This is a genomic window from Pseudomonas mosselii, assembly GCF_005796105.1.
Lineage (GTDB): Bacteria > Pseudomonadota > Gammaproteobacteria > Pseudomonadales > Pseudomonadaceae > Aquipseudomonas > Aquipseudomonas mosselii_C.
Genome location: NZ_VAUO01000001.1, coordinates 163,318 through 185,924, shown reverse-complemented (window position 1 = coordinate 185,924; position 22,607 = coordinate 163,318). Strand labels below are relative to the sequence as shown.

Sequence of the window (22,607 nt, the reverse complement as noted above, 5' to 3'; positions counted from 1 at the left end):
CTGTAAAGGTGCGAGAGCACCAAGCCCCCAACGCACAACTCGTCGCCGGCCATGTTGGCCGGCGCGAAAGGGTCCCAGGCGATCAGAAGTCGCGCTTGTAGAAGATATCCAGCGAGCTGGCCAGCCCACTGGCAGCCTCCAGATAGACCTTGCGGCTGAGCTTATAGCGCAAGGCGATGGTATTGGCCGGCTCGAACACCCCTACCCCATAACGCAGGCTCAGGCGCTCGGTCAGGTTGCCGCTGGCCACCACGCTGGTGCGGTTGCCCGATCCTTGGGTATCGAGCTGGAAGTCGTCGATACCCAAGTTCGATGCCAGACTGCCGGTAACCCCGGCGCTGCCAGCCAAGCCCAGACCCAACGCGGCTTCGGCCAACATGTTGCTGTCCTCGCCGGAAGTGCCCAACGGCCGTCCCATCACCAGGTACGACAGCGCCTGTTCCTGGCTCATCGCAGGCTCCGAGAACACCGTGGTGGTCGGTTGCTCGGCGCTACCGCTCAGGCGGATGCCGGCAACGACCTCATCGACCTGACGAATCGCCTCGATATCCAGGTAAGGCTGGTCGATGGGTCCTGCGAACAGCAGGCGTGCGCGGCGTATGGTCAGGCGCTGGCCGTAGGCACGGTAACGGCCATCGGCCAGGCTCAGCTCGCCACGGGTATCGAGGTTATCGCCAATATGCACTTGTCCGCGCAGGTTGGCGGTCAGGCCAAAGCCGCTGAACGACAGTTTCTCGCGCCCCACGTCGACGTCGATGTCCATGGCGATGGACATCGGTGGCGCGCCTTGCTCGGTCTGGTGCCCAACGATCACCGTGTCATCGGAGACCTTGACCGTTGAAGGCGGTAGTTCGCGTACCTCGATCTTGCCCTTGGGCACCAGCACCTTGCCCGTCACTGCCAACTGCTCGCCGAGCAGCCGTATGCTCAGGTCCGGCGCCACTTCCAGGGCAGCGTAGGGTTCGACCATCACAGGCAACTGCGTGCCTTGCAGGCGCAGGTCCATGCCCAATGCCTGGCCCCACGTCACCTGGCCCGACAACTGCCCACGCCCCGCCTCACCGCTGCGCCAGTCGCCCTTGAGCTGCATCTGCTCGCCAGCGATCTGAGCCTGCACCGCCAATCCCTGTACGCTCAACGGCAGCTCGGCCCCGCTGACCTCCCCACCACTGAGGGCGATATTGCCGACCACTTCGGGCGCCATCAAGCTTCCCGTCAGCCGCCCACTGCCATTGAGGTGGCCGGCCAGGCGCTCGACCATGGGCAGGAAGGGCCGAGCGATCGACAGGTCCAGACCGCTCAGGCGGAAGTCACCTGAGAGCGGCTTGTTACGCCCGAGCGGGTCAAGCCGGGTATTCAACGCCAGCTCCCCCAACCGCTCGCCGCGAAAATCCAGGCGGGTATCGATCCGGCGTGGCGCGAGCGTACTGTCCAGACGCAGCACCTGGTAAGGGAAGTCGATCCAGCGCCCGCTATCGCGCACACGCAAGGTGCCGCTGCTGGCATCGATGCGAAGGCTGCCTTTGGGTCCACTGGCCGGGATGTCGAGGTTGATGTCGGCATTGAGCATGCCCTGCCAGGCGAAATCCTTGGGCAGCCATTGCGCCAGGCTGTCGAGAGGGAATTGCTTGAGGTGGTAGCGCAGACGCGGCTCCGGCGCCAGGCGTTGGTCCTCGCCACACAAGCTGGCTTGCCCGGAGCGCCAGCAGTGGGCGCCGAAGTCCAGCTGGCCGCTGGCTAGGCGCTGCACGCGCGCCGGTGCCTGGAGCTGCCAGTCCTGGCCGCCGGCCTGGATACGTCCGCTGACCAGCCGACCACGCCAGTCGCCCTTGGCCAAGGTGCCGTCCAGGGCCAGATCGAGCTTGAGCTGCGGACCGTCCAGCGCCAGCGTCACGGCTTGTTGGCGAATATCGCCCGTGCCTTGCACGGTCAGTGCCCCCAACGCCGTGTCGCCTGCGCCGATACCCACCGCCTTGAGCGACACCTGGGCCCGTTGGGCGCTGTCCAGGCGGGCGTCCAAGTTCAGGCGCTGGATGCGGTTGTCCTGCTGCGCCAACTGCTGGCCCTGCAGCACCAAACTGCCTTGCGGGGCCGCCAAGGTTCCGGCCAGGTCCAAACGGCCTTTGGCCTGCCCCTGCAAGCGCGGCCACAGCTGGCCCAGCCTTGGCAGGTCGAGGTCGATGCGCCCGGCCAGGCGCTGTTGCAGGCTGGCGCTGCCGTTGATGCGGTTGTCACCCAGTTGTACCGCCAGGCTGCCCAGGGTCCATTGCTCACCGGCGCCGTCGGCATCCACCTTGAGCATGGCCGGCTGGCCGCGCAGGCGCCCTTTGAGGTCAAGCTGGGCCTTGAGTTGCAAATGCTCGCCCTTGAGTTGTCCCTGGCTGCGTAGCGGGCCGGCCAGGGTGCCGGGCAACTCGGCCAGCCAGTACGCGGGGTCAAGGGCTGAAAGTTGCAGGTCGACATCCCAGGCCAGGGTATCGGCAAAGCGCAGCTCGACACTGCCTGCGGCCTTGCCCTGCCCTGCCGTCAGCACCAGTTGCGGCAGGCGCACTTGGGTGAGGTCGCCGTCGAACGGGCTGACCAGCTTGAAGGCGCCGGCCGGCCCATCGAGATCGCCGTCGAGGCGACCGCTGTAGGTGCCGTCCTGATACTTCACCTGGGCATCGAGGCACTTGAGGCTGACTTGCGGCGGTGTTTCCAGTGGGTACAGGCGCTGCCAAGGGAAATCCAGCCAGTCGACGTTCGCCTCGGCGCTCAGGCCCTGCTGCCAGTCGGCACTGGCTTGCAGCTTCAGGCGCTGGGTGTCACTGGCATCGAGGTTCAAGGCATCGAGCCGCGCGCCGTTGGCGTCGACCTTGCCCGCAAGGACAAGAGCCAACGGGCCTTGCTCGGCAGGCAACGTGGCATCGCCGGACACCCGATAGCCCGCTTGCAGGTCGCCTTGGGCGTCCAATCGCAGTTGGTTCAATTGCAGGGTGTCCGGCAGGCTGGCGACCGGTTTGAACGACTCGCTGCGCAGACTCAGCTTGGCCGGCAAGCCTTCGGCCAATGCCTGAACCTCACCCGTCAGACGCGCCTGGAGATATCCGCTGCTGATGCCCTCGAGCGCCAGGGTTTTCTGCAACTGACCCTTGAGGTCAAGGGCCAGTTGCCAATCCTGGCCGTCAACCGCGGGCAATTGCAGCGAACCTTGCAGTTGCAGCGGCCAATCCCCCTGCGGCTGCACATCGCCCTGCAGGCTCAATTGCAGGGTATCGCGGCGCAGTTGCAGGGTGTCGATGTGCAGCCCGCTCGCCGTCCAGTGGGCCGCCAGTTGCAGCTCGCCCAGCAGATCGCTGCCGTCCAGGCGCAACTGGCCAATCCTGGCCTCGCCCAGCTCGATGGACAGCGGCAGGTTCAACGCAGGCAGGCTCAGCGGCGTGTCGTCAGACGCAGGCTCGCCGGGGGCGAACGCCATGTCGATGCGGGTCGCCTGCAAGCGCTCGATGCACAGCGCCCCACGCAGCAAGCAGCCAGGCGACCAACTCAGCTGTGGCGCCAGCAGCTCAACCTGGTCGGTGGCGTTGCTCCAACGTAGCTGGCTGGCTTGCCAACTGCCGCCCAAACGCCCGGAAAAGTCGCTGACCTCCAGACCTGGCACCAAGCCCAGCGCCCAGCGGCTGCCCGCCTGCGTACCCAGCACCGAAGCCAACGCCAGGGCGGCCAGTACCAGCAACACGCCCAGGCCAAGCAGGATCAATCTGAACACACGCATCACAGCTCAGGCCCCATGGAGAAGTGCAAGCGAAAACCACCGTCGGCATCCAGCGCCCGGGCCAGGTCCAGGCGCAGCGGCCCCACCGGCGAGACCCAGCGCACGCCAATACCGACACCGGTCTTGAGGCTGGGCAACTCCAGCGAGTTGAACGCGTTGCCTTGGTCGATGAAGGTCGCCACGCGCCACTTTTCGGCGATCGAATACTGGTACTCGGCACTGCCGGCGACCAGATAACGGCCACCGATGCGGTCACCCTGGTTGTTTTCCGGCGACAGCGACTGGTAGTCGTAGCCGCGCACGCTCTGGTCACCACCGGCAAAGAAGCGCAGCGATGGCGGAATGTTCTGCTGGTAGCCATTGGTGGCACTGCCGCCGAACTGCACGCGACCGAGGAAGCGGTGGTTCTGGCCAAGGGTGGTCAGGCCCTTGAGCAATACGTTGCCATGCACCAGGTTGGTGTCCGAACCCAAGCCTTGCTTAGCCACCTGTACGTCGAATTGCAAACGGTAGCCTTGATGTGGATCGATGCGGTTGTCGCTGCGCAAGTACGAGTAGCTCAGCCCTGGCATCAGCAAGTTGCTCAGGCCCGAATCGTCCCCCAGACGGTACTCTTCGCGTTGGTACTTGAGCGAAACCACCCGCTGCCAGCCGCTGGGCAGCTTGCTGTGCCACTCGGGGCCGACTGTCAGCAGCTTGCTCAGGGTGTCGGTGCCAGAAATTTCCTCGTTCTGGTAGCCACCGGCAAAACGCAGCTTGTCGGTCAGCGGTGGATCCAACGGAACGTCGTACCACAGCCCGACGTTCTGGCGTGGCGCCGACAGTTCTGCTTCCCAGCCGTAGCTGTGGCCTTGGGGGTTGACCCAATGGCGCGTCCAGTTGGCTTTGGCGCGGGGCCCGACGTCGGTCGAATAGCCCAGACCCAGGCCCATCGTGCGGGGTTTGCGGGTATCGAGGTGAACCTCTACCGGTATCTGCTCGGCCACCGCAGCGGTGGGCGCTGCGTCAACCCGAACGCCTTCGAAGTAACCGCTCGACTGCAAGTCGTTGTTCAGCTCAGCGATCAGTTCCGAGTCGTAGGGGGTGCCAGGCTTGAACGGCACCATGCGCTGCAACAGGTCGTTGTCCAGAGGCGTGTCGCCACCGAAGGTCACAGCACCCAGGCGGTAGCGTGGCCCGCTCTGGTAGATCAGTTCGATATCGGCCACACCCGCCTGGGGATCGACCGCCAGGCGCTGACGCTCGAAGCGACCGCTGAAGAATCCATAGCGCGAGGCTTGGTTCTGGATCAGCCGCTTGGCGTCCTCGTAGTGGCCATGATTGAGTGGCTCGCCCGGGCGCAGAGCCTTGCTGTTGGGGATGCGGAACGCCTTGAGTTCGCTGGCCGGCCCGTTGATACGCACGGTAACGTTGCGCAAGCGCACCGGCTCTCCAGGCTCGACCCGAATCAGCAACTGCGCAGGCTTGCCCGCCTCGGCAGGCGGTTTGACTTCGGTGTCGATGTGCGCCTGGTAATAGCCCAGGGCCTGAGCCGCCTTTCGCGCCTGCTCTTCGGCGCCACGGCTGAAGCGCAACAAGGCCTCTTCGTCGCGCTCACTCAGGCTGCCGATGTAGTTTTCGATATTGCCCTTGAGCGCCTTGTTGGCCGGTTTGACCCGCACCAGCAGTTCACTCTGGGCCCATGCCATGGAACTGGCGGCCAGCAGCAGCAGGCCCCAGCCTAGTCTTCCTGAATACGTCATGCCGGGCATGCTACCAGAGCGAAGCGGCCTGCGGAGCCGCAGGTAATTTCAGTCACACTATTGTTACCTTGCCCGACGAAGGGTTCGGATGAAAGAACACCCGCTCCCTGATAGGCCCTACAGCAATCTCGCCGATTTCCTGATAGCCCTGGCGCTGATAGAAATCCAGGTAATGGGCGTTGCCGGTATCCAGCACCACGCCCTGGGTGCCTTTATCGTCGGCACACCAATCGTGCACCGCCTGCAACAGCTGTTCGCCATAATGCTGGCCCTGAAATTGCGGATGCACCCCCAACAGAGGCAACACGTGCACCTGCGCGCTCGGCAACACGCCAGCCAGCGCGGCCTGATAGTCGAGGTAGCGGCGCGTACAACGCAGGCCAGTGCCCAGGATCATGCGCAAGCGCCAGGCCCAGCTGTCGGCCACCCCCAGCCTGCGCAGCGGCGGCACGATCAACGCCAGACCCACCAGGCGGTCCTCCACCAGCAAGCCGATGGCCGGCAGTTGCAGGTAGAAGTGCTGGCGCAGCCATTCGCGGATCACCACGCGCAGACGCCGCTCGTAGCCAGGGCGCTGGCTGTCCAACAACCAGCCATAGGTCGGTTCGTGGCGGTAGGCGTGGTAGAGCAACGAGCGTGCTTCGCGGGCGTAGCCTTCGTCGAGCAGGCAAATGCGGGCCGGTGCGGCCGAGGCGTCGGGCATTGCGGGTGTTCCTCCTGGAATGGGCGTACACAGCCTTGGAGGCGCAGGTACGCGCTTGGTTCACCTTTCCAGAGCACCCTAGCAGCGCCGACCTGCCCCTGCCATGCTGGCCGCGAAGGCCGATGTCGGCTAGCATCGGAGGCTTTTACCAGGATTGTCTTTCCATGAAAGTCGTCTCGTTCAACATCAATGGCCTGCGCGCCCGTCCGCACCAACTGGCCGCGCTGATCGACAAGCACCAGCCAGACGTGATCGGCCTGCAGGAAACCAAGGTCAGCGACGAGCAGTTCCCGCTCGCCGAGGTCGAGGCGCTCGGCTATCACGTCCACTACCATGGCCAGAAAGGCCACTACGGCGTCGCGCTGCTCTCGCGCCAGGCACCGCTGGCGCTGTTCAAGGGCTTCGCCAGCGATGAAGAAGACGCCCAGCGCCGTTTCATCTGGGGCACCTTCGCCGACGCCAATGGCAAGCCGGTCACCGTGATGAATGGCTACTTCCCACAGGGCGAAAGCCGCGACCACCCCACCAAGTTCCCGGCCAAACAGCGCTTCTACAGCGACTTGCAAGCCCTGCTCGAAGGCCAGTTCAGCAACGACCAGGCCCTGCTGGTGATGGGCGACATGAACATCTCGCCCCAGGACTGCGATATCGGCATCGGCCCGGACAACGCCAAGCGCTGGCTCAAGACCGGCAAGTGCAGCTTCCTGCCGGAGGAGCGTGAGTGGATGGAGCGACTCAAGGGCTGGGGCCTGGTAGACAGCTTCCGCCACCTGCACCCCGACGTGGCCGACCGTTTCAGCTGGTTCGACTATCGCAGTCGCGGCTTCGAGGACGAGCCTAAGCGCGGACTGCGTATCGACCTGATCATGGCCTCGCAAGGGCTCCTGCCACGGCTCAAGGCCGCAGGCGTGGACTACGAATTGCGCGGCATGGAAAAACCGTCGGACCACGCGCCGATCTGGCTCGAACTGAGCTGATGCCGACGCCGAGCACCGACCCGGTGCCCGACGCGTGATTCTTTTGCATCCGCGTACGCTGCTGCGGAACTCCGGGCCTACACTGTATCTCCAACCCTCATGCAGTAGTTCCCTTGGGCTTCACCACCGGAGGTCACACCATGCGCCACTTACTGCTTGTTCCCTCATTGCTGCTCCTGCTCCCAGCAGGTGCCGCATTGGCCCGCGTCGATGCTGGCGACGTCGCCACCTCGGCAGGGGTTTCCGCTTCGCTGTATTCGACATTCAAGGACGACAAACGGATCATTCCGGCCCGTGACGAACTGAGCGCCTTCGTCGCCAGCGGCGGCGCCATTCGCGGTGCGTACCTTGAGTCGGCGCTGGAGCAAGCGCGCCAGGCCAACCCTGGCATGCAGGTCAGCGATGAGGAATTAGCCAGGGCGTTGCTGTCGCAGGACGACCTGAAGCTCGATCACTGAGTCACGCCCGGCAAGGCGGCATCGACGGTGCTGCCTTGTCCGTTGACCCGGTGATGGGGTACACAGGATCGGCTATTGGCGCCCCTCGCGCTTGGCGTTTTTCTTGACGATGGTTTTCATCCGCGTTGCCGCGCGCTGCACGGTGGCCATCTTTTCAGGGCGTTTCATACCCCGCCATTTGCGAATCTCCTCGCGGGTTCGGCCACAGCTCACGCACAGCTCGCTGTTGAGCTGGCACAGCGATACGCAGGGGTTTTCGATATCTTTGGCCATGGCGCAGCTCCAAGGGCGGGCGCGCAATCATACGTCATGGCAGAACGTTGATCGAGCGCCGTCCAGACCGGCGCCAAGCCTCGGCAGGCAAGTCCATCTGCACCTGCAAGCCCGCGCGCTTGGCCGCCACCGCGCAGAGGCTTCCCCCTTGCAGGTGAATCGCGCGTAGGGTAATCGCCACCCTCAGAACGTCACACGCCATTGGCGGGAAATTTCCTACGGCCGATCGTGTTACCGCTATACTCGCCGCCCATTTTCAGCAAGGAAGCGACCCATGCGCAGGCTCTACTGCGGTGTACTGCTGTGCACGGCCGGCGCTGTGCCGGCACTGGCCGAACCCCGCTCGTTCGCGGTCAACGACCCCAGCGGCCAGTACCTGGTCGAGGTGCTGTTCGCCGATGCACCTGCCGTGGAAAACCAGCTGGCCCCGGTACACATCACCCTGCGCGACCGTCGCACCTTGCAGGTCATCCAGCAACTGTACAGCGATGCGGGCAACGCACCGCGCGCCGGTGCGCAGGCCGATAACGGCTGGCTGCTGGGCCCCAGCGGCCTGCTGTACTTCAATGATTTCAACTTCGACGGCCACCTGGACCTGGCCATCCGCAACGGCAACCTGGCCAATGAACGCTACGCCTACGATGTCTACCTACAGACTGCGCAACCACCGCGCTGGACCTTGAGCCAACCGCTGACGGACCTGGCACGCCAACCCGACGGCCAGATGTTCGACACCAGCCAGAAGGACCGCACGCTGATCCAGCAGACCGACCGTGGCTGCTGCTGGACCCGCACCACGCGCTGGCGCTTGCAGGGTGATGTGCCGATACGCCTGAGCAGCTTCACCCAGGAACAGATACCTGCCAGCCTCGACGACAGCACCAGCATGCCCAGCGGTTACATGCTCCGCAGCCGCGGCGAGTGGCAGGCCGGCCAGTGGGTCGAAACGCCCAGAGTCGAAGGCCCGGTCATCGAGCACCCGCAATCGTTCAGCGGCACCCTAGCCGGCAAGCTGCCGGTCGAGCTGTGGTACCAGGAGCAAGGCGCGGTGCTCATCGGCGAGGTGCGCTACACCCGCAGCGGCAATGGCAAGCCGATCACTTTGGTGGGCAACCGCAGCCAATACAACGACACGCCGTACGTCTACCTACATGAGTTCACCGACGATGGCCGACGCACCGGGATCTGGCGGATCACCCTCGGGCAAGCCGATCCACTGCGCTTCACTGGCGAATGGGTCAAGCCAGACCGAACCGACAACACCGAACTGACTATCGACCTGGCACCCAGCGACGCCGAGCCCTCCCTGGAAAAGCTCAACGACCTGCCTGCCGCGCAGCGCAGCGGCCGTTACCAGATGCTCGATGACTTCCTGGGCCGTGACGGCGTGCTCGACCTGACCATCCTACCCGAGCGCGACCAGCAAGGGCGCGAGGTGGCGGAGTTCACGATCAGCCTGACCAACAGCAAGACCGGCGAACCGATCATCACCGAGCAGCACCGCGTCCCCATGCTGACCGAAAACCTGATCATCGTGCAGGATCCGCTCTATCCCAAGCTTACCGGCCCGTATCACATCCAGTTGGTCAAGGGCTTCGCCGTGCTCAACTACAACGCCGAAGCCGACTCGCCGCTGATGATGAGCGGGTATTACCGCAAGCAACCTTGAGCGGGGGCCTGCTCGGTCTTGACGCTGGACGTGCCCTGCACATGCAGCACCCTGGTCCATGCTCAACCGCGACGGATAACCCAGACCCCGCCGGGCGGGCGCCTGGGTTATGCTCGCCGAGCACCCAGGAGCCCACTCATGCAGCTTACCTTCAGCCACGTCGATGTACTGGTCAGCCAGCTCGAACACGCCTGCGACTACTATCGGCAGATACTCGGTGCCGAGATTTCCTCCACGCAGGTCTGGGAGCGAGGCGGCCTGCACGTGCGCTACGCCGTCGCCCGCATCGGCAAGGAGCGCTTCATGCTGGTGCAGCCGCTGGCCGGCAACCTGAAAGTGCTGCTCGATCAACATGGCGAGGGGATGATCTACCGCCATTGTTACAGCACCCCAGACATCGAACAGGCCTATGACGAGCTAATAGCCAATGGCGTGCAACCGCAGGACGAGAACGGCCAACCCCTGCCCCGTGAAGCCCTGACGTCTCCAGCCGGAGCGCGGATCATCTGGCTGCCCAAACGCTTCGGGCACTTTTCCATCGAGATCATCGAGGCGGCCGGTCTGGAGGTGTTCATGGACGCAGCGTTTGCGTAACGGCTGCCAATTGATCGGCTACCCCAGCACACAATGCACCGCCCTCATCGCGCGAGCAGCCACCTACGGATGCGCCCACACTTGCGCAATCTCCTTGCGTATAACCTCGCTATACCAAGGGTTTTTACCTGATTCGCACGCCATAGAACCTCGAAAATTGCGAGTAATGGAACGTAATCGCAAAATAACATCAAATCTTATTGATAAGTATTCTCATTCTGTTTAATAATTCTTAACTCAGTTGGTCAGTGGCCAGCCGTGAGAATGCAACACTCCTTCGACGCTATTTAAAGGATCAACGCCATGCGCGTATTGGTGGTGGAAGACGACCCCTCGGTCAGTCACTGGTTAGGCAGCAAGCTGCACGCCTGTGGCCACAACTGCAGGATGACCGACAACGGCGAAGGTGCCCTGGACATGATCCAGCGCGAAGCCTTCGACGTGGTGATCCTCGACCGAGTGCTGCCGAAAATGGATGGCATCGAAGTGCTCAACCAACTCACCGGCAAGCCCCGCCCACCGATCCTGGTGCTATCGGCGAACGATCAAACCGCAGACCGTGTCGAGGGCCTGCGTGCCGGTGCCGATGACTACCTGGGCAAACCGTTCGACTTCACCGAACTGCTGCTGCGCCTGGAGCTGCTCGCGCGCCGCCACCAACAGCACTCGCACGACGAACTGCTACTGATCGACGACCTGCAGGTCGACCTGGGGCGGCGCACCGTCAGACGCGACGGTCAGCGTATCGACCTTACCGACAAGGAGTTCAAGTTACTCCAGGTCCTGGCCGAGCACCGTGGCCAGACCGTCACCCGCAGCATGCTGCTCGAACGGGTATGGGGTTACCACTTCGATCCACAGACCAACCTGATCGACGTGCACCTGTCCAAGCTGCGCACCAAGATCGACAAAGGCTTCGCCCGCCAGATGATCCGCACCATCCGCGCCATCGGCTATGTCCTTGGTTAACGCCTATAGCCTGCGCCAGCTGCTGGGCACCAGCAATTTCCGTCAGGCTTCCACCATTGCCTTCGTCTGCCTGCTCATCTCGCTGATCTCGATCATCTGCAGCAACCACCTGCTGGAAGTGGTGACCCGCAGCCATGTGCGCGAGATGATTCTCAACGACGTGCGCGCCCAACAGCTGCATGGCAGCCTGCGCAGCACCACGCAGGTCGTAACGGCACTGCAACAACGCGAACCTACCGAGGCGCGCAAGGAGCATTTGCCCACCGTGGTCGACGCCCAGGGCAGGCTGCGCTATGGCAATGCCTGGCTGGTGCCGCAGTTCGACTGCACCAGCGGCTGCCTGGGCAATTGGCGCCACGCCGTGGTGCCGGCGGCCAACGGCCCGGCAGAGATCCTTGGCCTGCTGGTGCCACTGGCCGACGGCGGCAGTTATTTCAGCGCCTATAACCTGCGCCCGATGCTCGAACGCACGCGGATCATCCCGCTGATGACCGGCGCCACCATGCTGCTGGTGCTGTTGCTGATCCTGCTCACCAGCTTGCCGTTCAGCCGCCGCAATCTCGAACGCATCAACCACATTCGCGACACCCTCGCCCGCTACGCCAGTGGAGATCACGGCTCGCGGGTGGCCTGTCACAACGACGGCGACGAGTTCGACCAGCTCGGCAGCGAGGTGAACCACAGCCTACAACGCATTGATCGGCTGATGGAGGAAGTGAAGAACATCACCAGTCATATTGCCCACGAGTTGCGCACGCCGCTGACCCGCCTGCAAGCTCGCTTGCTGGACGTGGCCGAGCAGTTACAAGACGAGCCGGCGCGCGCCGAACTGATGCAGGCAGTGTCCGACAGCGAGCGGATCCAGAGCCTGTTTCGCGCGGTCATGCGCATCGGCGAAGTGGAAACCGGGCGCTGCGCACACCAGTTCGAGAGCCATGCCGCACACGCGCTGTTGCAGGATATCGCCGAGTACTACCAGCCGCTGGCCGAGGAGCGCGACTGCCTGCTGGTGGTGCAGTGCAGTGCTCAATGCCGGGTGTACGGCGACCGCGCGCTGCTGTTCCAGGCCCTGGCCAACCTGGTGGACAACGCACTCAAATACGCACCGCGCGGCTCGCCGGTGACCCTGCGTGGCGAGCAAGTGCGCAACCGCTCGCGCCTGAGCGTGGCCGACCGTGGCCGTGGCATCCCCAATGCCCTGAACGACCGCGCCATGGCGCGCTTCCAGCGCCTGGACACCAGCGGCGATATACCGGGCAACGGCCTGGGCCTGACCCTCACCCGCGCCATCTGCGACCTGCATGGCGGGCAATTGCTGTTGGTCGACAACCAGCCGGGGCTGTGCGCAACGCTGGAGATCAAAGCGCCGGCCGATTGAAGCGGCGTCTCGATCCACGGCCATGCCAGGGGCGACTGCACCGCCTGCATCGCGGCTGAACAGAGCGCCGTCCCTGCGCGCATCCCATCGCCCACGTCCGCTTCCTTAAGCATTCTTAATACACCCACGCTTGTCCGGCACATGAGAATAAATCTTAATACCAACCAATTCTCATCCACTGCTTTTCAATGGAGCCTGCCATGCTCAAGCGATTCAAACACTTCCTCGCCGATGAAAGCGGCGTCACCGCGATCGAGTACGGCATCCTCGCCGCCGCCATGGCTGCGGCCATTGGCGTGATCTTCGGCTCCGACGGGGTGTTCGTCACCGCGCTGAAGGAACGCTTCTCCTCCATCGCCGACCAGATCACCAACACCAACGCCCCCGGCCAGTAACCCAGAGCCCGGAGCGCAGCATGGACAACTCCCTCGCCGTACTCGTGCTGCTGCCGGCGCTGCTGTTCGTGGTCGGTTCCGACCTGCTCTACCGGCGCATCCATAACCTGCTGGTGCTGGTCCTGCTGGCGCTGTGGTGCGTACAACCGGTTGCAGGCCTGCTGGGCGTAGGCCCTTGGCGTCAGCTCGACACCCTCGCGGTGTTCGCCGCCATGGGTGGGTGCCTGCTGGGCGCTGCGCTGGTGCTGCTGGTCGGTTGCGGCCTGTTCTTCCTGGGCCGGGTCGGCGCAGGCGATGTGAAGCTGATGGCGGTCATCTGCCTGTGGGTAGGGCCACATGACCAGTTGGCGTTCCTGATCGTCACCGCGCTGGCCGGCGGCCTGCTGGCCCTGGGTCTACCGCTGCTGGGCCGAGTCGAGCAGGTGCTGGGACATGCCGTGCAGCGTCTGGCGCAACGCTTTCCGCGACTGGGCATCCACACCCCGGTGGTGATCACCGAACAGTGCCCGCAGGGCATTCCCTACGGATTGGCCATCGTCACCGGTGCCTTCTACATCCTGTTCATTCCCATCCATTCCTGAGCACGTGACTTCACCATGAAAACCCCTTCAGTCCTTCTGCTGGCCGGCACCTTGCTGGTCGCTGGCAGCGCCGCGCTGCTGGTCCGGGTCATGCTCAAGCCGGCACCGGCGCCCGCCCCGGCAGTGGTAGTAGCGCCCCCACCGGCGCCACCGGCGCTGCCATCGGTGCTGGTAGCCGCGCGCGACCTGCACCCCGGCGAGTTCCTCGACCCCTCAGCGGTACGCTGGCAACAACTGGAAGGCGAGCACTCGGCGCTGCTGTACTTCCTCGACAACCGCGACAACCTCGCCGTGGCCGTCGGCGGCACCGTGCGCCGCCCGCTGCGCCAAGGCCAGCCGCTGACCAGCACGCTGCTGATCAAACCTGGCGAATCGGGCTTCATTGCCGCCGTGCTGCAACCAGGCCTGCGAGCCATCTCGGTGCCAACCAGTGCGGTGGCCAGCAACTCGGGGATGATCGCTACCGGTGATCGCGTCGACGTGGTGCTGAGCCTTGAGCGCAAACAGGAAAAATCCACCGGCGATGCCGCCTCCGGCATGCCACGCCTGGCCTCGCAAACGCTGCTGCGCAACGTGCGCGTGCTGGCCTTGAACAACGTCACCCGTGGCGCCCTGACCGTGCGCGAAACGCAGCCTGAGGAAAAGGACAAGAAGCGCTACACCGCCTTCGAGACCGTAACCCTGGAAGTGACCCCGGCCCAGGCCGAGCGCCTGGCCCTGGCCAAGGAAATCGGCACGTTGCAGTTGGTACTGCGCGGCGCCCGCGAGCCGCGTCAGCCCGGAGTTACCGAGGCTTACGGCGTTACCACCCTTGGCCAGGCCACCGGCATCTACACATCCCTGCGTGAACGCGAAGGCAAGCTGCAGTTGTTCCGCGGCGACGCCTTCGAGGAAAAGCGTCTGCCCCGCTGAGCGCTAACAACCACGCCTGCCACCTGACACAGCAGCTCTTCTGGAAGTCCCACGATGAAGTTCGCCCACGCAACACTCGCTTCTTCCCTGGCCCTGGCCCTCGGCTGCGCCCTGGTTCCCCCTGCCGTGCTGGCCGAAGACAGCCAAGCCAGCACCCAGGAAAACCCAGCCGATAACTTCGAGAACTGGGGCGACCCGTCGATCTACGCCAACCTGCCGGCGACCGACGCCGATCCAGAGCCGCAAGCTGCGCCGCGCAAACCTGCGCGTGTGCTGCCACGCAAGCTGACCCAGGTGCAAGCCAACGAGACCGTCGAGCTGACCGTACGCCAGGGCCGCCTGCTGCAACTGCCGGCCTATGCCGCCAACGTGCTGGTGGCCGACCCGACCATAGCCAGCTTCCAGATCCCCTCGCCGGGCAACGTGTTCGTCTACGCCAAGGGCGCCGGCAGCACCACCTTGTACGCGCTCGATGGCAACGATCAGGTGATCAGTGCCATTACCCTGAACAGCCACTATGACCTGGCGGCCCTGAGCAAGCAGATCGCCGAAGAAGTGCCCGGCTCCCAGGTGGAGTTTGGCCCGTCTTCGGGCAATGGCCTGATCGTGCGCGGGCATGTTCGCACCCCGCAACAGGCCAAGCAGGTGATCGACGCCGTGCAGGCTTACGTGGGCGCCGAAACCGATGGTGCAGGTGGCGGTGGCGGTGGTGGTGGTGGTGCTGGCGGTGGTGCCGGTGGCGACAGCCCGCGCATCGTCAACCAACTCAAGGTCGAGCTGTCTGCCCAGGTCAACATCAGCGTGCGTATCGTCGAAGTATCGCGCTCGATGACCACCTCCCTGGGCCTGAACTGGGACGTTGCACTCAAGGACGGCAACTACTTCTTCCGCAGTGGCGCGAGCCTGTTCGACGCCACCACGGGTGCGTTCACCGGTGGCACGGTCACCAACGCAGTGGCCGGCGGCGTGCGCACCCGTGGTTCGCTGACTGTCGGCGGGCTGCTCACCGCACTGTCCGAGGACGGCCTGGCCACCGTGCTGGCCGAACCCAACCTCACCGCCATGTCCGGTGAGACCGCAGGCTTCGCCGCCGGGGGCGAAGTGCCGATCGTGATCATGAACAACAACCAAGTGACCATCGACTACAAGCAGTACGGCGTGATCATGCGCATGACGCCGACACTGCTCTCGCCCAACCGTATCAGCCTGCACGTGGCCCCCGAAGTCAGCGACCTATCCGACGACGGCGCGGTCGACCTGCAAGGCTTCACCATCCCGGCCTTCAAGGTGCGCCGCGCCGACACCACCGTGGAACTGGCCAGCGGCCAGAGCTTCGCCCTGGCCGGCATGCTGCGCAGCAACGTTGGGCAAAGCAACACGGGCGTTCCGGGCCTGAAGAACATCCCAGGCCTTGGCCGACTGTTCGAAACCGAGACCAGCACCCAGGAAGACACCGAACTGGTGATCATCGCCACCGCCTACGTGGTCGAGCCCACCGCACCGGGCGAGCTGCAAAACCCGGGGCGCGGCATCCGCTCGATGGACGCCGTACTGCCCACCGTGGCCACCGCCGGCTACCTGTTCTGAGGAGAACCATCATGTCCAAGCGCGCTTTGTTGCCCCTCCTGACGCTGGCGGTGCTGGTCAGCGGCTGTGATCGTCACGTCAACCAATACCGCGAACAACGCTTCGCGCCCTTTACCCCCGTGCCGCAGGCCAGCGTCGCGCCTTCGGCGCTGGTGGCTGCGCTCAAGGCCAGTGCCAGCGGCGGCTTTACCGCCGAGTCGCTGGACAACCTCAACAGCCTGCTCAACGCCCAAGGTCGCCTGCACAACCAGCACCTGACCTTGCAACCCTACACCCCCAGCGGCGACCGCCTGGCCCAACGTCTGGCCATCGTGCTGCGCGAGCAAGGGGTTGCCGAGGTGAGTGTGCGCCCCACCCGCCTGGATGCCCGCGAGGCCCACGACTGGGACCTGCAGGTGGTGTCCGAGGCCATCGTGGCGAAGATCCCCGATTGCAGCGTGGCCAACGCCCAGACCTGGACCGTACAGCCGTTCCATGCCGTCGGCCAGCCCGGCTGCGCGGTGCGCGCCAACATCGCCGCGATGGTCGCCGACCCGCGCGACCTGGCCCGCCCACGCGTCCTCGACAGCGCCGACGGCATCCATGCGGTGGGCGCCATGCAGCGCTACCACGAGGATGAAGTGCGCGAGTTGCTCGACATCGACTTCCAGGACTGAGCGCTTCGGCCGCTCGCAGAGAGAACCGCGACATGAACGACACAACCCTCCCCGCCCAGGACCTGATGCTGTTTGCCGCCAGCCGCGAAGAGGCGGCGCGCTTTGGCGAAATGCTCGCCCGCCTGGGCCAGTCGCCCGAGCAGGCCCAACCCGGTGGCATTGCCGCCGCCATCGCCTGGTGTCGCAGCAACCCACCGGCCGAGGTGCTGGTGGTGGATATCGACGGCGACCCGCTGCCGCTGCAATCGCTCGAAGAACTGACCCATGTGTGCGACCCGTCCTGCCCTATCGTGACCTTGGGCCGCAAGCAGGACATCGACCTGTACCGCACCCTGCTGCACAGTGGCGTCTTCGACTACCTGGCCAAGCCCGTGCCGCTGGACCTGCTGGCCAGCACCGTGGCCCGTGCGCGCAACGGCCATAGCATCGCCCAGGGCGTGCGCAGTGGGCGCACCCTGGCCATCAGCGGTGCGTCCGGTGGCGTAGGCACCAGCACTGTGGCCGCCAGCCTTGCGCTGCTGCTATCCGAACAGCGTCATACGCCCACTGCGGTGGTGGATTTCGACCGCTGCAACGGTGACCAGAGTCTGCTGCTGGGCTACGAGGGCGAAGCCGGCCTTGCCAGTGCATTGACCACCACCGAACTGGACAGCCGCCTGCTGCAACGGGCCATGGGCCGTATCAACGAGCGCCTGCACCTGCTGGCCCAGGCCCCTGACTTGCGCCCGACACACACCTTCAGCGCCGAGCACGTGCTGGAACTGGGCAGTACCCTGTGCAGCATGTTCAACCAAGTGATCTGGGACCTGCCCGCTGGCCGCCAGCACGGCAGCCTGGACGTGCTGGCCCACGCCCAGACGCGCATCCTGCTGACCGACCTGACCGTACAGGACGCGCGCAACCTGCACCGCCTGCTGCGCGAGATCGGCGATGAAAGCGAAGGCCAGCACCTGTTGCTGGTGAGCAACGCCGCGCGTGGCCAGCACCCAGGCATCATCGAGCGCAGCCAGTTCGAAGACTTCGTCGAACGGCGCATCGACCTGGCCCTGCCGTGGGCCGGCACAGCGCTGCCCGGCAGCCTGCTGGCTGGCCCGCTCAAGCTGGCGGGGGCCCCGGCGTTCCACAATGCCCTGCTCGACCTGGCTGACCTGGCCACCGGCCACACGCCGCAACGCGTCCACGCCGGCAACGGCCTGCTGGCCCGTCTCAAGCAAGCGCTGAGCCGCCAGCGCGCAGCCTGAAGGAGCCTTCGATGCTGATCAAGCAACCGCACAAACCCCGGCCGGTACGCGCCGATGTGAAGCACGCAGCCGAACAGGCGGCTCCTGCACAATCAGAGCTGCGCGCCAGCAGCACCCAGCGCAGCGCCCAGTTGCGCCCGCTGGACACCCCCGGGGCGCAGAACCGCAAGCTAGTGCGCCATCACCTGTACGACCAGATCGACCCGCTCAAGGCCGCAGCCATGGGCCGTGACAAGCTGCGCTTGCAGATCGAGACGCTGATCCGGCGCATCTGCGACGAGCACCGCCTGCAACTGTCGCGCCCCGAAGAAGAAGCCATCGCCGAGGAAACCCTCAACGAGATGGTCGGCATCGGCCCAATCGAGCCACTGCTGGCCGATGATTCGGTCAACGATATTCTGGTCAACGGCGCTGGCCAAGTGTTCGTCGAGCGCTTCGGCAAGCTGGAACTCTCGCCCATTACCTTCGTCGACGAAGAGCACGTGTTCAACACCGCCCAGCGCATCGCCGCAGCCGTTGGCCGGCGCATCGACGAAAGCCACCCGATGGTCGATGCACGCCTGGCCGACGGCAGTCGGGTCAACGTCATCACCTACCCACTGGCAATCGACGGCACCAGCATCTCGATCCGTAAGTTCATGCGCCGCAACATGTCCCTGGAGATCCTCGCCGAGCGCGGCGCGCTGTCCATGGAGATGGTCGAGGTGCTCAAGCGGGCCATGCTGGCGCGCCTGAACATCATCGTCTCGGGCGGGACCGGTGCGGGCAAGACCACCCTGCTCAACGCGCTGTCGCAGAACATCAGCGACGCCGACCGGGTGATCACCATCGAGGACGCCGCCGAGCTGCAACTGCAACAGATCCACGTGGTACGCCTGGAAACCCGTCCAGTCAGCGCCGAAGGCACCGGCAAGGTGGATCAGCGCGACCTGGTGCGCAACGCACTGCGCATGCGCCCCGACCGCATCATCCTCGGCGAGGTGCGTGGCGGGGAGTGTTTCGACATGCTCCAGGCAATGAACACCGGCCACGACGGCTCGCTGTCGACCGTGCACGCCAACACCCCGCGTGACGCGATCATGCGTCTGGAAAACATGGTGATGATGGCCAGCATGCAGCTGCCGCTGGAAGCCATCCGCCGGCAGATCGCCAGTGCCGTGAACCTGATCGTACAGGTCGAGCGCATGCGCGACGGTGGCCGACGCATCGTCTCGATCACCGAGATCTGCGGCATGGAGAACGACGTGATCCAGACCCAGGAGCTGTTCGGCTTAAAGACCACCAGCGTCGATGCCAACGGCAAGCTGATCGGCCAGTACGTGGCCAGCGGCCAGCGCCCGCAGTTCTATACCTCCCACGCGCACCTGTTCGGGGGCCACGCCTGATGGACGCCCTGCTCGATCTGCTCACCGTGCTGGTGTTCCTCGCCGTGCTGCTGGCGGTACTCGCGGCGCGCAGCCTACGCGCCCGTGGCCCGGACGACAAAGCGCTGGCCCTGCGCCTGGAACAGCTCAAGAAGGAACTCGCCGGCCAGGCCCGCGACAGCGCCGCGCAGCCCAGCGCTAGCGGGATCCTCAAGGACCTGGAGCACACCCCATTCGCCGAGCTGCCACTGTTTGGCGCGCACCTGGCCCGCCTATGGCTAGGCCTGCAAGTGCTGGGCTGGCGCCAGAGCCTGGTGCTGCGCGCAGGGCTCACGCTGATGGCCAGCCTGATGATCGGTGTGCTGCTGGGCCGCGAGACGTCGTTTCCGCTGCTAGGCAGCCTGCTGCTGACCCTGCTGGCCTTCGGCGTGCTGGCCAACGTCGGTTACCGCAAGGGCATGGCCCGCCACCTGAGCGAACTCAAACAGAGCCTGCCGGAGGCCATCGACGCCATCACCCGCACCGCCCGCGCCGGGGTGCCGGTGAGCAACGCCTTCGCCCTGGTGGCGCCAAACCTGCCGGGCCCACTGTCGCGGGAATTTGCCTTGATCGACAACTGGCTGCGCCTGGGCGTGCCTTTGCGCCAAGCCATGCAGGACTCGGCCAAGCGCGTACCGCTCAACGAGTATCGTTTCTTCGCGGTGATTCTGATCATCAACCAGGAGGCCGGCGGGCGCCTGGGCGAAACCCTCGACCGCCTGGCCGCCACCTTGCGTGAGCGCCAGGAACTGAACCTGAAGATCCAGGCCAAGACCTCCGAGGCCCGCGCCTCGGCCAAGATCGTCGCCTCGCTGGTGCCGCTGGCACTGGGCTACCTGTACATGAGCGCGCCGAACGACTTCAAGTTCCTGCTCAACGACCCCACCGGCAATGCCGTGCTGTTCTACGCCTTCGGCAGCATCGCCCTGGGCCTGACGATCACCCAGCTGATGGTAAGGAGAGTGTCCTGATGGCCTGGTACGACGATCCCTGGGTAGCCCTTGCCCTGGCCGTATTGCTGGCGGGCATTGGCCTGCTGCTGATCGGCCTGCACCGCCGCGCCCAGCCTGCCCCGCTACGCGCCCGCTTGCAGGGCGAGGCCGGCAACCCCAGGCAGGCGCAACAGCAGGCCGAACACCTGACCCGCGACCAAGGCCTGCAATTGCCGCCGCGCCTGCAAGCGCTGCTGTTGCCAGTGGCGCGGTTTGGCGAGCAACTGGCCGGCAGCGACAGCGACAAACAAAAACTGCGGCGCTTGCTGAACATGGCGGGATTGCGCAGCCGTCAGGGCCTGGGGCTGCTGATGGCCGGCAAGCTGGCACTGGGCCTGAGCCTCGCGCTGGTGGTGCTGTTCGGCCTGGTGCCAGCGGGTTCGCGCCTGGGCCTGAACGGCCTGGCCGGCGGGCTGTTGGCGCTATTCGCCGGCACCACCCTGCCGGAGTTCTGGTTGCGCCTGCGCAGCGCCCGACGCGGCGAGCGTCTGGCCCGCAACCTGCCAGACGCCCTCGACCTGATGGTGATCTGCGCCGAGGCCGGCCTGCCGCTGGGCCGGGTGCTGCAAGTGGTATCCAAGGAGCTGGCGCTGTCAGCGCCGGAGCTGGCCGAAGAACTGCGCTACACCTGCGCCGAGCTGCAAATCTTGAGCGATCGCCCGCGCGCCCTGCTCAACCTGGCCGAGCGCACCGGGGTGAGCGGCATCGAAAGCATGGTAGCGACGCTGATCCAGGCCGAGCGCTACGGCACACCGCTGTCCCAGGCCCTGCGCACGATTTCCGAAGAGAGCCGCAAGACGCTGATCCTCAACCTGGAGGAACGCGCCGGCAAGCTCCCGGCCCAGCTCAGCGTGCCGCTGATGACCCTGATCCTGCCGCCTATCGTGGCGATGATGGGCGCTCCCCCCATGGTGCGCGTCATCCGCCTGCTCAGCCAATGAAACGAGACCCGAACATGCGTACCCATCGCTCCACCTTGCTGTGCTCCCTGTTGGCCCTGACCCTCAGTGGCTGTGCCAACCTCGGCTCCATGGCCGGTAACGAGCCATCACTGGACAAACAAGGCCGCGAGGCCCTCAAGCTCGCCCACACGCTGCGCGACGCCCAGCGCCTACAAGCCGCCCACGGCGTATACGCGCGCATGGACGAGCGCCAGCAACTCAGTGGCACTTACCTGCTCGAATACGCCAGCATCGCCTCGGCGGTGCGCCCGCCGCGCGAAGCGCTGGGCCTGCTGGAACGCGCCCGGCTGTCATTGGGCGGCGACCTGAAGGCGCTGCCCGACGCCCAGCGCCTAGCCCTGTGCAACGGCCTGGGGCGTGCACGCCTGGCCCTGGGCCAGAGCGCCCAGGCCGAACGCGACCTGCGCTGCGCCGTGCAGGCCGACCCGCGCAACACCCAGGCGCTCAATGGCCTGGGTGTTGCGTTGAACCTGCAAGGCCAAGGCGAGCAGGCCCGCCAGCAGTTCGAGGCCGCGCTACAGATCGACCCCGGCTACGCCCCAGCCCTGAACAACCTCGCCCTGAACTGGCTCGCCGCTGGCGACATCCCTCGCGCCATCGGCCTGCTCAATCAGGCCCGTGGCCTGGGCGATATCTCGCTGCAACTGAACCTAGCGCTGGCCTACGTGCTGGCCGGCCATGACGACACCGCGCGCAACGTGCTGCTGGAAAACCTGGCACCGGCCCAGGCCGAGGCGATCCTGGCGGGTTTTCGCACCGCCCAGTCGCGGGTCGCTGCAGGGGCGCCGTTGACCAGCGAGTTGCTTGCCGCCAGCCAGCATCCACTCAAGCTGGTCGAGGAATGAGCCGATGATCGCTGTCCGCCTGCGCGAGTTGCTCAACCAGCAGCACGGCGTCACTGCGGTGGAAACCGCACTGATCCTGCCGGTGCTCCTATTCGGGATCATGATGCTGTTCGAACTGGCGCGCATCTCGCTGATGATCGGTATCGGTAACCTGGGGCTGGAACGTGCACTACAGGACTTTCGCAGCGACAAGGCGTTCTACGAGCAAGGCCCCGAGGCCCTGCAGGACGCCATCGAGGCGCGCCTGGTGGACTACGCCTACGGCCTGCTCGACAAGGACAACTTCGTGGTCGAGATCTTCACCTTCGACACCCTGCGCCAGTTCGGTGGCGGTCAGCCCGATGCAGAGATCGACGAGCAGGACCGCTCACCGCCGGTGCTGAGCGTCACCGTCGACCTCACCCAGCCGTTCATGACGCCGTTGCCGATGCTGTTCGGCATTGGCGATGCGTTTCAGTACCAGTACCGACAACTGCTGGGCAACCTGACCAGTGACAAGGCGGAGGACTACTGAGC

The 22,607-nt window shown here is 65.2% G+C and carries 22 protein-coding genes; 17 read left to right on the top strand and 5 right to left on the bottom strand.

Features of this window, described 5'->3' with window-relative positions; translation table 11 throughout:
- Positions 1-82 precede the first annotated feature (82 nt).
- From FEM01_RS00915 to FEM01_RS00905, 3 genes are read right to left on the bottom strand one after another with little or no spacing between them, the layout of a single operon-like run.
- The gene (locus FEM01_RS00915; protein ID WP_240791694.1) at positions 83-3,757 is read right to left on the bottom strand and encodes a translocation/assembly module TamB domain-containing protein; all 3,675 of its coding nucleotides are present in this window, start codon (positions 3,755-3,757) and stop codon (positions 83-85) included.
- Positions 3,754-5,496: an autotransporter assembly complex protein TamA gene (locus FEM01_RS00910; RefSeq protein ID WP_138217410.1), complete on the bottom strand. Its 1,743-nt coding sequence runs from the start codon at positions 5,494-5,496 to the stop codon at positions 3,754-3,756. The genes FEM01_RS00915 and FEM01_RS00910 overlap by 4 nt, the downstream gene beginning before the upstream one ends.
- A 52-nt stretch (positions 5,497-5,548) precedes the next feature.
- Positions 5,549-6,199 (bottom strand): GNAT family N-acetyltransferase, encoded by a 651-nt coding sequence (locus tag FEM01_RS00905; RefSeq protein WP_138217409.1) that lies wholly within the window; start codon positions 6,197-6,199, stop codon positions 5,549-5,551.
- 164 nt (positions 6,200-6,363) lie between these two features.
- Between FEM01_RS00905 and xthA the strand changes: the two genes are divergently transcribed.
- Positions 6,364-7,176, top strand: coding sequence for an exodeoxyribonuclease III (xthA, locus tag FEM01_RS00900; protein ID WP_138217408.1), 813 nt, complete (start codon positions 6,364-6,366; stop codon positions 7,174-7,176).
- A 140-nt stretch (positions 7,177-7,316) separates the two neighbouring features.
- Positions 7,317-7,634, top strand: a complete 318-nt coding sequence (locus FEM01_RS00895) for a DUF2388 domain-containing protein (protein WP_138217407.1) — start codon at positions 7,317-7,319, stop codon at positions 7,632-7,634.
- A 72-nt stretch (positions 7,635-7,706) separates the two neighbouring features.
- Here the strand turns inward: FEM01_RS00895 and FEM01_RS00890 are convergent, their stop codons facing one another.
- Both FEM01_RS00890 and FEM01_RS24115 read right to left on the bottom strand, forming a co-directional pair.
- A complete protein-coding gene (locus FEM01_RS00890; RefSeq protein ID WP_138217406.1) occupies positions 7,707-7,907 on the bottom strand; it encodes a DUF1289 domain-containing protein in 201 nt (66 codons plus the stop codon).
- A gap of 34 nt (positions 7,908-7,941) precedes the next feature.
- Positions 7,942-8,109: a hypothetical protein gene (locus FEM01_RS24115; protein WP_171030886.1), complete on the bottom strand. Its 168-nt coding sequence runs from the start codon at positions 8,107-8,109 to the stop codon at positions 7,942-7,944.
- Between the two features lie 72 nt (positions 8,110-8,181).
- On the opposite strand from FEM01_RS24115, the gene FEM01_RS00885 reads away from it, so the two are divergent.
- The 15 genes from FEM01_RS00885 (at position 8,182) to FEM01_RS00815 (ending at position 22,605) form a co-directional block, all read left to right on the top strand.
- The gene (locus tag FEM01_RS00885) at positions 8,182-9,576 is read left to right on the top strand and encodes an XAC2610-related protein (RefSeq protein WP_138217405.1); all 1,395 of its coding nucleotides are present in this window, start codon (positions 8,182-8,184) and stop codon (positions 9,574-9,576) included.
- Between the two features lie 138 nt (positions 9,577-9,714).
- A complete protein-coding gene (locus FEM01_RS00880) occupies positions 9,715-10,170 on the top strand; it encodes a VOC family protein (RefSeq protein WP_138217404.1) in 456 nt (151 codons plus the stop codon).
- A 303-nt stretch (positions 10,171-10,473) separates the two neighbouring features.
- The gene (locus FEM01_RS00875; RefSeq protein WP_138217403.1) at positions 10,474-11,139 is read left to right on the top strand and encodes a response regulator transcription factor; all 666 of its coding nucleotides are present in this window, start codon (positions 10,474-10,476) and stop codon (positions 11,137-11,139) included.
- Complete coding sequence (locus FEM01_RS00870; RefSeq protein WP_138217402.1) at positions 11,126-12,517, top strand: sensor histidine kinase; 1,392 nt, start codon at positions 11,126-11,128, stop codon at positions 12,515-12,517. Before FEM01_RS00875 ends, FEM01_RS00870 begins: the two co-directional genes overlap by 14 nt.
- A 200-nt stretch (positions 12,518-12,717) precedes the next feature.
- Positions 12,718-12,912 carry a Flp family type IVb pilin gene (locus FEM01_RS00865; protein WP_138217401.1) on the top strand — a complete coding sequence of 65 codons (195 nt, stop codon included), beginning with the start codon at positions 12,718-12,720 and terminating at the stop codon, positions 12,910-12,912.
- A gap of 20 nt (positions 12,913-12,932) precedes the next feature.
- Positions 12,933-13,493: a prepilin peptidase gene (locus tag FEM01_RS00860; protein WP_138217400.1), complete on the top strand. Its 561-nt coding sequence runs from the start codon at positions 12,933-12,935 to the stop codon at positions 13,491-13,493.
- Between the two features lie 15 nt (positions 13,494-13,508).
- Positions 13,509-14,405, top strand: a complete 897-nt coding sequence (gene cpaB, locus FEM01_RS00855) for a Flp pilus assembly protein CpaB (protein WP_138217399.1) — start codon at positions 13,509-13,511, stop codon at positions 14,403-14,405.
- A gap of 54 nt (positions 14,406-14,459) precedes the next feature.
- A complete protein-coding gene (locus FEM01_RS00850) occupies positions 14,460-15,992 on the top strand; it encodes a type II and III secretion system protein family protein (RefSeq protein WP_138217398.1) in 1,533 nt (510 codons plus the stop codon).
- Positions 15,993-16,003: 11 nt separating this feature from the next.
- Positions 16,004-16,648 (top strand): CpaD family pilus assembly lipoprotein, encoded by a 645-nt coding sequence (locus FEM01_RS00845; RefSeq protein WP_138217397.1) that lies wholly within the window; start codon positions 16,004-16,006, stop codon positions 16,646-16,648.
- Positions 16,649-16,680: 32 nt separating this feature from the next.
- Entirely contained in the window at positions 16,681-17,889 is a 1,209-nt protein-coding gene (locus tag FEM01_RS00840) for an AAA family ATPase (protein WP_138217396.1), read from the top strand.
- A gap of 11 nt (positions 17,890-17,900) precedes the next feature.
- Positions 17,901-19,274, top strand: a complete 1,374-nt coding sequence (locus FEM01_RS00835) for a CpaF family protein (RefSeq protein ID WP_138217395.1) — start codon at positions 17,901-17,903, stop codon at positions 19,272-19,274.
- Complete coding sequence (locus tag FEM01_RS00830; protein WP_205884538.1) at positions 19,274-20,263, top strand: type II secretion system F family protein; 990 nt, start codon at positions 19,274-19,276, stop codon at positions 20,261-20,263. The genes FEM01_RS00835 and FEM01_RS00830 overlap by 1 nt, the downstream gene beginning before the upstream one ends.
- Positions 20,263-21,225, top strand: coding sequence for a type II secretion system F family protein (locus FEM01_RS00825; protein ID WP_138217393.1), 963 nt, complete (start codon positions 20,263-20,265; stop codon positions 21,223-21,225). Before FEM01_RS00830 ends, FEM01_RS00825 begins: the two co-directional genes overlap by 1 nt.
- A 14-nt stretch (positions 21,226-21,239) precedes the next feature.
- Positions 21,240-22,091 carry a tetratricopeptide repeat protein gene (locus FEM01_RS00820; RefSeq protein WP_171030885.1) on the top strand — a complete coding sequence of 284 codons (852 nt, stop codon included), beginning with the start codon at positions 21,240-21,242 and terminating at the stop codon, positions 22,089-22,091.
- 4 nt (positions 22,092-22,095) lie between these two features.
- Positions 22,096-22,605 carry a TadE/TadG family type IV pilus assembly protein gene (locus tag FEM01_RS00815; RefSeq protein WP_138217391.1) on the top strand — a complete coding sequence of 170 codons (510 nt, stop codon included), beginning with the start codon at positions 22,096-22,098 and terminating at the stop codon, positions 22,603-22,605.
- The last annotated feature ends 2 nt before the right edge of the window (positions 22,606-22,607 follow it).